This is a genomic window from Neokomagataea anthophila, from assembly GCF_018122595.1.
GTDB classification, from domain to species: Bacteria; Pseudomonadota; Alphaproteobacteria; order Acetobacterales; family Acetobacteraceae; genus Gluconobacter; species Gluconobacter anthophilus.
On the sequence record NZ_JAGRQH010000005.1, the window covers coordinates 1 to 12,102 of the forward strand.

A 12,102-nucleotide genomic window follows, 5' to 3' on the forward strand; every position below is an offset into this window, starting at 1 on the left:
ACTTCGCTGAGAAAATCATCTCCGCACAGCGCTTCGGATTCGGCGGACACGTCGAACCAAAGTAAGCGTTGATCTGGTATTTGAGAGTTCGTTTCTTTTTGAATGAAGTCATCGAAAAGGGACGAGCTTTCGTTAAAATAATACCATGGCGTGGTCCCATTCAGCGTTCCAGAGTGGGGCCATGCTTGGTCGGGAGTGTCGTGTAATGTCCGTTGATCTTGATGCTATTCATGCTGATCTGTCTCCGCCGGCAGAGCGTATTCGGCTCGTCGTCTCGGATCTGGATGGGACGCTCCTGACACCTTTGAAAAGCGTGACCGATGCGTCACGGAAGATGGTGCAGCGTTTGAGCACTTTGGGCGTTCCTCTTTGTCTTGCAAGCGCGCGTCCGCCTGCTGCTGTTATGCCCGTTGTCAAAACGTTAGGGCTTACAGGGCCTTCTGCTGCGTTTAACGGTGGAGCGATTTTTCGCCCCGATGGTACGCTGGAAGTGAATCGTGTGCTGGATGCAGAGGTCCTTAATATTATTTTGGATGTGCTGCATGTGCACCGGGTGGAAACTTGGTTTTTGCGTGGCTCCACTTGGTTAGTGGAAGATTCATCAACGGGCTTTGTTGCCCTTGACCGCCGGATGACGGGTCTGGAGCCAACGGAAATTAGCTCTTTGCGTAATGAGCGCTATGACATTGGTAAAGTTGTTGGTGTGAGCAACGATTACGGCCTGCTGAAGCGAGTTGAGGCAGAACTGGGCGCGATGCTGATAGGTGAAGCCAGTGTGCGCCGTTCTGCAGAGACAATGCTTGATGTCACGCCTGCTTTGGCCAACAAAGGGGAGGGGCTGCGCCAATTGGCGAAGGCCTGTGGTGTTGAGCCGCATGAAGTGGCTTGCCTCGGTGATGCGCAAAACGATCTGTCCATGTTTGCGGCAGCCGGTTTGAGCATTGCAATGGGGCAGGCTGAAGAAGAAATAGTTGCCGCCGCTCATTTCCAGACGGACACAAATGAGCGAGAAGGTTGGGCACAGGCGGTTGAACGCTTCATTTTGCCAAGGATACAAAAACCATGACCACCGATATCCGTAACGCCTCCCTCGAAACGCTCGCTGATTCTGAGGCTGTAGCACTTCGTATGGCAGAGTTGCTGATCGAGGGGGTGCAAGCCAAGACGGAGGGTTTCTTCCGTGTGGCGTTGTCCGGTGGGTCTACACCTAAGCGCCTTTTCGAGCTTTTGGCTTCTGAGACATTTCGCCATCGTGTTGCTTGGGATCGGCTCCAGATTTTTTATGGTGATGAGCGTCATGTTGCGTTCGGTCACCAAGATGCCAATCAGACCGTTGCGCAAGCTGTTTTGCTCCGACATGTCCCGGTTCCGGCTGAGAATGTTTTTCCTATTCCGACCGGTGCTGCGGTATCTGCTGATGCGGCTGTGTATGAAAAGACGCTCAAAGCAGCTTATGGTTCAGATGTCTTGGAAGCAGGGCGCCCGCTCTTTGATTTGGTGATGCTGGGCTTGGGGACGGATGGTCATACGGCATCATTGTTCCCTGGGCAGCCAGTATTGCATGAAACGCAAGCATGGGTGGGTGTGGCGGCACCGGAAACCGCACCTTATGAGCGCATTACGCTGACCTACCCGGCGATTGCATCAAGTGCATTGGTTGTTTTTCTGGTGACGGGTGCGTCCAAAGTCGAAATGCTGGGCCGTCTGCGCGCTGGTGATCAAGAACTGCCATCCGCACGGGTGACGTCAGAAGGGCGCATTGTCATTCTGGCGGACCGCGCTGCTGCTGGCGAGTAAGGGGGGCGCGAGCCATGAGTGGTGCCGTCTCAGAAATTGAAATCTACAAGCGTATGGCGGCACGGCGTGCTGCGGACCTTGTAGAGGATGGGATGACGGTTGGCCTCGGAACGGGCAGCACCGCCAAGTATATGATTGAGCGTTTGGGAGAGCGCGTGGCTGAAGGGCTACGCATTGAAGCCATCCCGACCTCAATTGATAGTGCAGAGAAAGCGGTTCAGGCTGGCATTAAGTTGACGGATTTTTCGCAACATCGTGTGCTTGATATTGCGATTGATGGTGCAGACGAAGTGCAGCGCGGCACGTTACACCTCGTGAAGGGGTTGGGCGGAGCTTTGTTGCGCGAAAAAATTGTCGCGCAATCTGCCAAGCGTTTTGTGGTGATTGTTGATAATCGGAAGCCAGTGGATCATTTGGGTGAGCGGGCGCCGATTCCGGTGGAAGTTGTGTTCTTCGGGTGGGAGTGCACGGCAGAGCGCTTGAAAGAGTGTGGTGCCGTCGCGGTAAAGCCTCGGATGGATAACCACGGACATCATTACATCACGGATAATGGGAATCTGATCCTAGACTGCGTTTTTGGGCTCATTGAAGACGCAGAAAAGCTTCAGCAACGAATTGGATCAATTGTTGGGGTCGTGGAGCATGGCATGTTCCTCAGCATGACCAATGAGGTCTTCGTCGCAATGGATCATGGAGTGGAGCGGTGGGAACGGAAGTAACACCCTCAGAGAACAAGACGCCTACACCTCGTCCACATTTCATCGTCGTGATGGGTGTGTGTGGAACGGGTAAAACAACGTTGGCGGCTGAACTCGCGCGTAGATTGGGCTGGGATTTTCAGGAGGGCGATGCGCTGCATCCTGAAAAGAATGTTCAGAAAATGTCCTCTGGGCAGCCTCTTACGGATGAAGACCGGTATCCATGGCTTGAGTTGTGCCATGACTGGCTTGAGCGTGAGAGAAACATTGGTCATGGCGCTGTTTTGACGTGCTCGGCGTTGAAGCGTTCCTATCGTGAACGTTTGCGGGCGGGTGGTCTGCCGGTTGAGTTTGTTTATGTGAAGGTGAGTGAAGAGGTCTTGCGTGAGCGTATGGCTGCGCGGGAAGGACACTTCATGCCTTCGACACTTCTGCCGAGCCAACTTGCTATATTGGAAGAGCCCGGAGATGATGAGCCTGTCATTGCTGTGAACGGTGAGCAAGCGGCAGAACGTGTCGTAGAAGAACTCGTTAAGTTATTGGGAGAAGATGCACATTCGATGGTGCAAGTCTCTTCAGGGGTGCTTTCTGAATAAAATCAGTAAGATGCTTTCTCTGAAAACGGCACAGTCTGATAAAGACTGTGCCGTTTTTTATGCCCTGATAGAGAGGCGCATGGTTCTGTGGTTTTGTAGATATCGTGCACGTTGTTCAGTAGCTATCCACAGGCCCGTCCCCTGAGATGTTCCATGAAACTGGGGATAACCTTCCCATCATTTGGACAGCTCAGAGGTGCTTTGATTAGATCGGGCCGTTAAGAGCGAGGCGTCCGATGGCAGGATCATCTGTGAAGAAGCCATCAAGCCCAAGGTCCAGATAGCGACGGAGTTCAGCAATCATGCCCTCAGGGTTGCGTGCTGCTGGGCCGCCGGGGCCACGGAGTTGTTTGGGCAAAAAGATGTTCTCTGGCCGTGCGGTGTAAGAGTGGACCAGCAAGCCTGCGTTATGGGCATCCGTGATGAGGCTGGATGGTGCTAACCATGCACCTTGAGCGTCACGGGGAATGATATCGACGTTGGATGGGCCAATTACGTCGGCAAAGCGGCGGATTTCTTGCAGCCCAGATGGTGTCATGAAGTCACCAAAGGTTGTTTTCTTCCCGGCAGCGGCGACGTCGGCGGGAACGGCGTTACGGTCATCCATAAGGAACATCAGGCGTGCTTGTGGGTTAATGGCAAGCACTTGGCTGCGAATTTTCGCGAGATTGGCAGTTTCGAACGATTGCAGCTCTAGCGGTGCCTGACGGGTATATTCGTGTGCTGCGATAATACGTAGGAATTCGGTCTCAGGGTCGAGCCCAATGCTATGGAAGAACGTTGAGTGTTTGATTTCGGGAATAATACCAAAGGTTTTTCCAGTTGCTGATGCTTCCGCAGAAACCAGCTCAATCATTTCTTCAAATGTAGGGATTGCAAAGCGATCATTATAACGCGTGTTTTGTGGGCGGAGCGTTGCAAGACGCTCGCGCGCGCGAAGTGTTTTGATTTCTGCAAGAGTAAAATCAAACGTGAACCAGCCAGTTTGCTTTTCTCCGTCAATCGTGACCGTGCGACGACGGTTTGCAAACTCTGGATGATCGGCAACATCGGTTGTTTCGACGATGTTCGGTTCATGGCGGACGACTAAGTGGCCGTCCTTTGTCATGACGAGGTCTGGCTCGATAAAATCGGCGCCGTCCTGCATGGCTTTGGCATAGGAACCAAAAGTGTGCTCAGGTCGCAGTGCTGATGCGCCACGATGAGCAAAGATTAGTGGTTGCGGAGCAAGAGAGGGGGCAGCGTGTGCTGTCCCCCGTGAGGTGATAATCGCGGGAGCCATGCTGGCCGCCGTGAGGAGGCCAAGGGTCTTACGGCGGGTCAACATGGTTATTGTGCTCCTTACAGAGAACCGCTGATGGTCATGAAGTACATACGTGGTGCAATTGGGAAGGCTGTGTATTGGCCACTTGCTGCACCGGCATTGATGGTGGACCAGCCACGCTCACCGGTGAGGTTGGTGATGTTACCCTGTACCTTCAGAGACGCAATATGTGGGATATTGTTGAAGGTGTAGCCAGCATTCATGCTGAACAGCTTGTAAGAGGGGGAGGACATGTCGTTCGTGTAGGTGGTGTAACGCTTGCCCTGATACTCACCAATGAACTGACCGTAAGCATTACCCCAGTTGGTGCTGGCGATGAATTTGTTGCTCCAAGATGGAACATTCGCCACGTTCTTGCCGGCTGTTGCAACGATTTTCCCATTGTTCATGTAGTCTGCATTGTACTGAGACTTGTTGTAGGACAGTGCGTCATACAATGAGAAATGCGGCCCCAGGTGCAGTGTGCCGTTGATGTCGACGCCGTTTGTATCCACGGAACCAACGTTTGCCATGATGGTGGCAGCACCAGCGACGGAGTAAATGTTACTCGTTGCGATGGCGAGCAAACGGTTAGAGAAGTGAACATGGTAGTAGTTCACTTGGCCTTCAAAGCCGGTGATCGGGCCTAGGTTAAGCGAACGATGTTCACGCAGGCCGGTTTCGTAGGTCCATGATGTTTCAGGCTTGCCGTATTTGCGGAATGCTTCGAAAGCAGCCTGAGTTGTTGCGCCCCAAGGTGTTGGGTTGCCTGTACCTGCGGCTTGGAAGGAGCGGACGTTCTGCTGGATGTTAGCGAACCACTGCTCATGCGGTGAGATGGTCCAGGTTGCACCAAAAGCCGGAAGGAAAGGCTTAGTCGTGCTGATTGTGCCACCCGGTACGGTCACGCCAGTCTTGGACGCTACGGGTAGTGTACCGTTTGTATAAATCAGCTCAGATTTGAAGCCGCCCATCAGAGAGAAGTTCTTAGAAATCTGCCACGTATCTTGCAGATGGGTCACGAACGTATTGGTGTAGAAGTAGTTCGTGTATTGGTGGATGAGTGGGTTTTGTTGACGCTCATAAGGCGTTGTTGGGTTGGAGAATGAGAACGGATACCAACGGCGTGCTTGTGTGTTGTTGTTGCGTTCATACCAGCCACCCAACTCGATGGAATGCTGACCAAGGTGATAGCGCAGGGTGGATGTGAGGCCGCCGCGGTTATCCCAATATTCTGTTGTACGGGTTGCGTAACCTGAACCACCAAAAACGGCATTGAGGCTTTGTTGGCTCATATTTGGGAAGTAAGCGGAGAACAGTGATGGGAGGCCAGCCACAGTTGTTGGGCCAGCGATGATGCCTTCGCCAAGGTCATGATGGTAATAGAAGTTATTATCCCAGTGTAGATTTGCACTGAAATCATGGGTCCATTTTGCGTAAGCGAGGAAGTCTTCACGCTGTGCGCCGCCGTAATAGTTACGGTAATTATTAGACGCAATAATTTTATTAATGTTAGGTGAGTTAATATAATTTTGTGCGTAGTTCATGTCAGGGAACATGAACGGACGAACGTAAGGAACGTTCGTTGATGTCGGGGTAATTGTGATGGGGTCTTCGTTCGGCTCAGCTTTCTGAGACCAGTCAAAGAAGACAGAAACGTGATCATGCGCGTCATCGTGACGGAATTTGGCGTTGACCTGATAGCCGCCTTGATGTGAGCCGGGATTATCCCAAGAGCGGGCATCTTGGCGCACGAAGGACAGATAGGCATTGTTGCCGTTTCCGAAATCACCCGTATCAACGCGTGCGAATGTACGGAAGGTAGAGAAGCTACCAAAGACTTGCTCAACCTGTGCGCCACGGCGGTGAGAAGGGTCTTGGGTAGAGAATTGCAGAGAGCCACCCAGATTGGATGTTGATGCTGTGCCGAGGTCGCCTGCGCCTGTTGCGATGGAGGCTGCGCCAACATTTTCACTAATGACGGCACGCTGTGGGGAGAGGCCGTTATAGTTGCCGTAGGCTTGGTCACCCAAAGGAATGCCGTCCAAAGTGTAACCGAGTTGGTTTTGGTTAAAACCATGTACGATCAGAGAAGAGTTCTGCTCGTTATTGCCCCATGGATCAGCGTTGTTAAAGACGACACCCGGAAGGACGGAGAGGGCTTTAATTGGGCTGATACCGGGCAGTTCACGCTGCATCTGTACACGACCGACAGTTTGTTCGGAGTGGGTACGGCGTGCGGTGATGATAAGTTGCTCGTTACCGCTGGCAGGCGCAGAGATCGCTTTTGGCGCGACGATCGGTGCTGGACGTGCGGCTACGGGAGCAACTGTGGCGGCAGAGGCGTTTACTGGGGCCTGTGGTGCGACCTTGGGCGTATGTTGCACCGCTTTAGCGGCATGTGTTGCAACAGCCTTCTTAATATGGTGATGCACAGGCGCTGCATGCGCCGACGCAAAAGCAACTGCGATAGGGGAGCAGAATAGTGCAAGTTGCGCGCGACGACGCAAAAAAAGACCCGACATGGACAACCTTATGGATGACATGAAAACCGGGTCGGAACCTAGACATTACCAGATGTTTACAGTGTGAAACTCATATTAATAAATTATTTCACTTTTGTGACCTGCTGTAGATCAGGCTGTGGACCAGCCAATACCGACAATAGCAACACGGCGAGAGGATGTTGTTTGCTGCAAAACAATGACTTCGCGCTCCTCGAGGTAATTGAGTTGACGGCGGGCGCGGCCTAGAGAATGTGTGCCATAGGCGCGGGCAAGGGCATCATCGTCAGGGCAAGGGGCTTCATCCCATGCATGACGTGCGAGGAGGAGGAAAACACCACGCACATCTTCGGGAAGTGTCTGCGCCATAGCCTCGGCTTGTTGCCATTCGCTGCTTTCTGCGCGCTCTCTCTCTAAGCCTGTTCGGCAATTGATTAGCAGGCGCTGAAAGTTACCGAGGTCTAGAATAGTACGGGGCAGGCCGAGAATACGGGCGCGGAGTTGGAAGTCTTGATACAACGTAGCCAGTGGTTTGTAATCTGAGCCTTCACTGTGTGCGACTTCGGATACTAAGGACCATAATGTTTCTGGATCGGCCGTGACGGGCTCCGCCACGGGGGCGTTTGTCTCAGCCGTATCGCGGTTCGTGCCGTATGCATCGAGCTGGGCCAAAAGGTCAGGCGGTGGCGGGCGTGTTTCACGGCGTGGGCGGGCGGAGAGTTCAGCGACAGGCTCTAAAATAATATCGCGCAAATCTTCCGCAGCCATGGGTTCGAGCGGGACGAGAATAGGGCCAGTTGCATGGCTAGCTGTTTCTACGCTGCCAATGGCAACGAGTTTGGGGCGCCGTGAGAGGGCGGGGCCAAGTGCCATGAACTGACCACGAGCGAGATCACGGAAGGATTCAGCGGCACGTCGTTCCATTCCCAACAAATCAGCCGCACGGGCCATATCAATATCGAGGAATGTGCGGCCCATCAGGAAGTTTGAAGCTTCCGCTGCGACGTTCTTTGCCAGCTTTGCCAGACGTTGCGTGGCGATGACACCTGCGAGACCGCGCTTACGACCACGGCACATGAGGTTGGTCATGGCGCCGAGGGAGAGGCGGCGGGCTTCGTCGGTTGTATCGCCACCGGCAGCAGGGGCGAAAAGTTGTGCCTCATCCACCACGACGAGGACAGGGTACCAATGTGCACGTGGGGCCTCAAACATGCCGTTCAGGAAGGCACCTGCCGCGCGGAGCTGCATTTCGGCCTCGACGTGTTCGAGGTTCAGTACGACCGAAGCGCGATGCGCTCGGACACGTTCGCCCGCGGCCCGCAAGCTAGCTTCGCTTTGATCTTCAACGTCAATCACCAAGTGATCATAGCGTTCAGCGAGGGTGACGAAGTCTCCCTCTGGGTCGATCATGACCTGTTGGACGACATTGGCCGTTTGTTCCAGCAAGCGGCGCAGCAAATGTGATTTGCCGGAGCCGGAGTTGCCTTGAACTAGAAGCCGCGTGGCGAGAAGTTCTGGGAGATCGAGGTCTATAGCGGAGCCGTCACGGCCCTGTCCGAGAATGATGGAGGTCATGGGGTCAAGCGGATAGCGGAATCTTGTGATTCGAGCCAGTGAGTGATGCCCTTTGCTGCGGCAAGGCCCGTCGAAAAACAGGCTTGGAGGAGGTAGCCGCCCGTTGGGGCTTCCCAGTCGAGCATTTCACCCGCGGCAAAAAGGCCCGGATGGGTGTGGAGCATGTAGTGTTCGTTCATGGCGCTGTGTTTTAAACCGCCTGCCGTTGAAATGGCACGGTCCAGTGTGTCGGTAGCCTTTAACGTGAGGGGGAGTGCTTTGATAGCGCGAGCAAGCTCTGTGGGCGTTGCGCCTTTTGGGGTGGCGTCACGCAGGAGGTCTCGGCCGAGTGTATCGAGAGAGAGGGCTTTGCGGAGGCGGTTGGAAAGGCTTTCACGTGGGCGTTGTGCGTTCAGCCGTTCTTCGATTTGCGTAATGGTGAGAGTGGGCCTGAGGTCGAGTGTGGTGGTGACTTGGCCGTGTTGTGCCAGTTGCTCCCGTAATATGGGGGAGAGGGCATAGAGTGCGCTGCCTTCGAGGCCACGTTGTGTCACTGTTAGGTCTCCCCGGCGGGTATGGCCTTCAATAGTAAGGGCTATGCCGTGCAGTATCGTGCCGTCATGCCGTGTTTGAAATTCGGGCGACCATGCGGGAACAAAGCCGCAATTTGATGGTGCAAACGGCGTGACCGTACCGGGGAAGAGGTGGCTCCACGCGCCATCAGAGCCAAGGCGGCTCCAGCTTGCGCCGCCGAGGGCGAGTAGAGTGGCGGCGGGCTGTGAGATGTGTTCACCATTGGGAGTGGAGAAGTGGTTTCCTGCGGCACTGCATTGCGTAAAGCGGTGGCGCGTGTGCAAAGAAACGCCTGAGGCAGTTAGGCGGTTGAGCCATGCTCGCAGCAGGGGGGAGGCTTTGAGAGTCTTGGGGAATACGCGGCCGGAAGATCCTGTGAAGCAAGGCTGACCGAGTTCCTCTGCCCATGCACGTAGGGCTTCAGGAGGGAAGGCACGGATGGCGGGTTCGAGCCATGATTGCGCCGTGCCATAGCGGGTGAGGAAATGATCAAGCGGTTCGGCGTGGGTGAGGTTGAGGCCTGAACGCCCAGCCATGAGGAATTTACGCCCAACACTCGGCATAGCATCATAAAGATGTACGTGATGGCCGGAGGCAGAAAGCTGCTCGGCCGCCATGAGGCCTGTGGGGCCTGCGCCGATAATATCTATGGTCTGTGCGGGGTTGTGCGTCGGGCTGTGTGCTGGGGTCATGCCCGGTTCCATGCCACGTTCTACAGAATTTGTCAGGTTTTTCGATGAAGGATGTTGCGCGCGTAAAGCGCGGTGTGCGATGGCCTTGCCATGATAAAGAAGGAGATCATCATGTCAGAAACGGGAATGGAACGCATCTTGAAGAAGCGTATTGCCCAAGGCCAAGGTGCTGAACCGGCTGATGTGGTGATCCGCGATGTGCGGCTGCTGGACTTTGTGACTGGTGAATTAGTCCCGACGGATATTGCCCTGTGTGGTGATACGGTAGTGGGAACGTATGGTCGTTATGAAGGGCATACGGTGATTGAAGGGCGCGGGCGTATTGCGGTGCCCGGTTTCATTGACACGCATCTTCATGTTGAATCGTCTTTGGTGACGCCGCAGGAGTTTGACCGTTGCGTTTTGCCGCATGGTGTGACGACGGCTGTTTGTGACCCGCATGAACTGGCGAATGTCATTGGTGGTGGGGCATTTGATTATTTCCTGAAATCATCTGAACGGATGATTATGGATTTGCGTGTTAATCTCTCCAGCTGTGTGCCAGCCACGGATATGGAGACATCCGGTGCAAGCTTGGATGCTGCTTCTTTGGTAGCCTATCGTGATCATTCGCAGGTGATTGGTCTGGCTGAATTTATGAATATGCCGGGTGTTCTGCATGGTGACCCGGGGTGTTTGGCGAAGTTAGCGGCTTTTTCTGGTGGTCATATTGATGGGCATGCGCCGCTGATGCGCGGTACTGCGCTGAATGGTTATCTGGCAGCCGGTATTACGACCGACCATGAAGCAACGCGCGCCGATGAGGCCTTAGAAAAAGTCCGCAAGGGTATGACGGTGCTGATCCGTGAGGGGTCAGTCTGTAAAGACCTAGAAGCTTTGGCTCCGCTTTTGACGGTTGAGACGTCACCATTCTTTGCTTTCTGTACCGATGACCGCAATCCGCTGGAAATCGCGCATGAAGGGCATTTGGATTATCTGATTCGTAAGGCCATTGCGCTGGGCGTGCCACCTTTGGCCGCTTACCGTGCTGCATCTCTCTCTGCTGCGCAGGCTTTTGGGTTGCGTGATCGTGGTATGATTGCACCGGGCAAGCGGGCGGATGTTGTTCTTCTGGACAGTTTAGAAGAGTGTCTTGTTTCCGATGTGATTTCTGCTGGACGGCTGGTGGATGATGCCTTGTTTGGCACGCGTGAGACGGTTGTTCCAGTCGGCAAAGACAGTATGCGCCGGGCGAACGCCGTGACCGTGGCGGAGTTGGCCGTACATGGTGAGGGGAGGGCGCGTCCTGTGATCGGGATCGTTCCCGGTCAAATTATCACGGAATATCTGACACATGATCTGCCTCAGAGTGATGGGCAGGTCTTAGCTGATGTGACGCAGGATATTGCGAAGCTCTGTGTTGTGGCGCGGCATGGTCACAATGAGAATATTGGCCATGGTTTCGTGAAAGGTTTTGGTCTGAAGGGCGGAGCGCTTGCATCTTCCGTTGGGCATGACAGCCACAATATTTGTGTGGTGGGTGTGAATGACACGGATATGGCGATTGCGGTGGAGCGCCTCATGGCAACGGGCGGTGGCTTTGTGGCCGTGCAGGATGGTGAGATCCGTGGTGAATTGGCCTTGCCGGTTGCGGGGCTGATGAGTGATGCGCCCTATGAGCAAGTGCGTGATGAGTTGATTGCACTGCGCGCTGCGGTGAAGGCTATGGGCGGAACGTTGGAAGAGCCATTCTTGCAGCTTGCCTTTTTGGCGCTGCCGGTGATCCCTCATTTGAAATTGACGGATCGTGGATTGGTTGATGTGAATAAAATGGCGTTTGTCTAAGACTGAGTAAGCTACGGCCCGGCTTGATGCACGGGCCGTAGAGAAGCGGTTTTATTATTTACCGCTGGTCCAGTTGCTGATTTTCTTTTCAGCGCTGGTTGCAGCGTTTGACGTTGCTTTGCCTGCTGCTGAGATGTCCTGACCTGCGCCGCGCGTTGTATTACATGCGGAGAGGGAGAGGCTTCCACCGGCGAGCAGAGTGACAGCCAATACAGTGCGTAGAATTTTACGGTTCATGACGTTTTCTCCTCTTAATAGGATGGAGGAATATCGCAGCAGAGGCTGGGAAGTTTCCTGATCCGGTATTCAAGGTGATAGTAATTCCTGAAATATGGCTCTTTGTGGGCATTATGTCATGGTGAAGTAAAATTGACCTCAATGAGAGGGCTGAAGGTATTATTTGAAGGGTGATGTACGTAATGGGCGCATGGGCATAGAGCGCCTGATATGTTGGGGTATGTGAGGGATTTCATCCTCTCATGGAGGTGTTATCCTGTTTTTTCGTCTCGGAAAACGAGTTTCAAGAAGATGCGGAGTAAATCTTACATAAAATCAATGTTA

10 protein-coding genes are annotated in these 12,102 nt (G+C 53.9%); 5 read left to right on the forward strand and 5 right to left on the reverse strand.

All coding sequences use genetic code 11. The annotated features are described in order from the left end of the window. The first annotated feature begins 205 nt into the window (after positions 1 to 205). Genes KB213_RS08075 through KB213_RS08090 form a run of 4 tightly spaced genes read left to right on the forward strand, consistent with a single transcriptional unit; the run spans position 206 to position 3,091 of the window. The gene (locus tag KB213_RS08075; RefSeq protein WP_211682033.1) at positions 206 to 1,066 is read left to right on the forward strand and encodes an HAD family hydrolase; all 861 of its coding nucleotides are present in this window, start codon (positions 206 to 208) and stop codon (positions 1,064 to 1,066) included. Further along, complete coding sequence (pgl, locus tag KB213_RS08080; RefSeq protein WP_211682035.1) at positions 1,063 to 1,797, forward strand: 6-phosphogluconolactonase; 735 nt, start codon at positions 1,063 to 1,065, stop codon at positions 1,795 to 1,797. The genes KB213_RS08075 and pgl overlap by 4 nt, the downstream gene beginning before the upstream one ends. Before the next feature lie 14 nt (positions 1,798 to 1,811). Next, on the forward strand, positions 1,812 to 2,516 hold the full coding sequence (rpiA, locus tag KB213_RS08085) for a ribose 5-phosphate isomerase A (RefSeq protein WP_211682037.1): 705 nt from the start codon (positions 1,812 to 1,814) through the stop codon (positions 2,514 to 2,516). Continuing rightward, a complete protein-coding gene (locus KB213_RS08090; RefSeq protein WP_346266691.1) occupies positions 2,501 to 3,091 on the forward strand; it encodes a gluconokinase in 591 nt (196 codons plus the stop codon). The genes rpiA and KB213_RS08090 overlap by 16 nt, the downstream gene beginning before the upstream one ends. A gap of 205 nt (positions 3,092 to 3,296) precedes the next feature. On the opposite strand, the gene KB213_RS08095 is transcribed toward KB213_RS08090, so the two are convergent. From KB213_RS08095 to KB213_RS08110, 4 genes are all read right to left on the reverse strand, one after another. Further along, complete coding sequence (locus KB213_RS08095; RefSeq protein ID WP_211682039.1) at positions 3,297 to 4,418, reverse strand: glycerophosphodiester phosphodiesterase family protein; 1,122 nt, start codon at positions 4,416 to 4,418, stop codon at positions 3,297 to 3,299. Positions 4,419 to 4,432: 14 nt separating this feature from the next. After that, positions 4,433 to 6,919, reverse strand: a complete 2,487-nt coding sequence (locus KB213_RS08100) for a TonB-dependent receptor (protein ID WP_211682041.1) — start codon at positions 6,917 to 6,919, stop codon at positions 4,433 to 4,435. A gap of 111 nt (positions 6,920 to 7,030) precedes the next feature. Further along, positions 7,031 to 8,473 (reverse strand): ATP-binding protein, encoded by a 1,443-nt coding sequence (locus KB213_RS08105; RefSeq protein ID WP_211682043.1) that lies wholly within the window; start codon positions 8,471 to 8,473, stop codon positions 7,031 to 7,033. After that, positions 8,470 to 9,717: a TIGR03862 family flavoprotein gene (locus KB213_RS08110; protein ID WP_249110387.1), complete on the reverse strand. Its 1,248-nt coding sequence runs from the start codon at positions 9,715 to 9,717 to the stop codon at positions 8,470 to 8,472. Before KB213_RS08110 ends, KB213_RS08105 begins: the two co-directional genes overlap by 4 nt. A gap of 111 nt (positions 9,718 to 9,828) precedes the next feature. Here KB213_RS08110 and ade point away from each other — a divergent pair, with 111 nt between their 5' ends. Further along, positions 9,829 to 11,541 carry an adenine deaminase gene (gene ade / locus KB213_RS08115; RefSeq protein ID WP_408903733.1) on the forward strand — a complete coding sequence of 571 codons (1,713 nt, stop codon included), beginning with the start codon at positions 9,829 to 9,831 and terminating at the stop codon, positions 11,539 to 11,541. Positions 11,542 to 11,595: 54 nt separating this feature from the next. On the opposite strand, the gene KB213_RS08120 is transcribed toward ade, so the two are convergent. After that, positions 11,596 to 11,778, reverse strand: a complete 183-nt coding sequence (locus KB213_RS08120; protein WP_211682047.1) for an entericidin A/B family lipoprotein — start codon at positions 11,776 to 11,778, stop codon at positions 11,596 to 11,598. Positions 11,779 to 12,102 lie beyond the last annotated feature (324 nt).

Excerpts from the sequence above, each read along its gene's own strand:
- KB213_RS08075 (WP_211682033.1), top strand. The coding sequence starts at position 206 with ATGTCCGTTGATCTTGATGCTATTCATGCTGATCTGTCTCCGCCGGCA.
- pgl (WP_211682035.1), top strand. The coding sequence starts at position 1,063 with ATGACCACCGATATCCGTAACGCCTCCCTCGAAACGCTCGCTGATTCT.
- KB213_RS08095 (WP_211682039.1), bottom strand. The coding sequence starts at position 4,418 with ATGTTGACCCGCCGTAAGACCCTTGGCCTCCTCACGGCGGCCAGCATG.
- rpiA (WP_211682037.1), top strand. The coding sequence starts at position 1,812 with ATGAGTGGTGCCGTCTCAGAAATTGAAATCTACAAGCGTATGGCGGCA.
- KB213_RS08105 (WP_211682043.1), bottom strand. The coding sequence starts at position 8,473 with ATGACCTCCATCATTCTCGGACAGGGCCGTGACGGCTCCGCTATAGAC.
- KB213_RS08100 (WP_211682041.1), bottom strand. The coding sequence starts at position 6,919 with ATGTCGGGTCTTTTTTTGCGTCGTCGCGCGCAACTTGCACTATTCTGC.
- ade (WP_408903733.1), top strand. The coding sequence starts at position 9,829 with ATGTCAGAAACGGGAATGGAACGCATCTTGAAGAAGCGTATTGCCCAA.
- KB213_RS08120 (WP_211682047.1), bottom strand. The coding sequence starts at position 11,778 with ATGAACCGTAAAATTCTACGCACTGTATTGGCTGTCACTCTGCTCGCC.
- KB213_RS08110 (WP_249110387.1), bottom strand. The coding sequence starts at position 9,717 with ATGACCCCAGCACACAGCCCGACGCACAACCCCGCACAGACCATAGAT.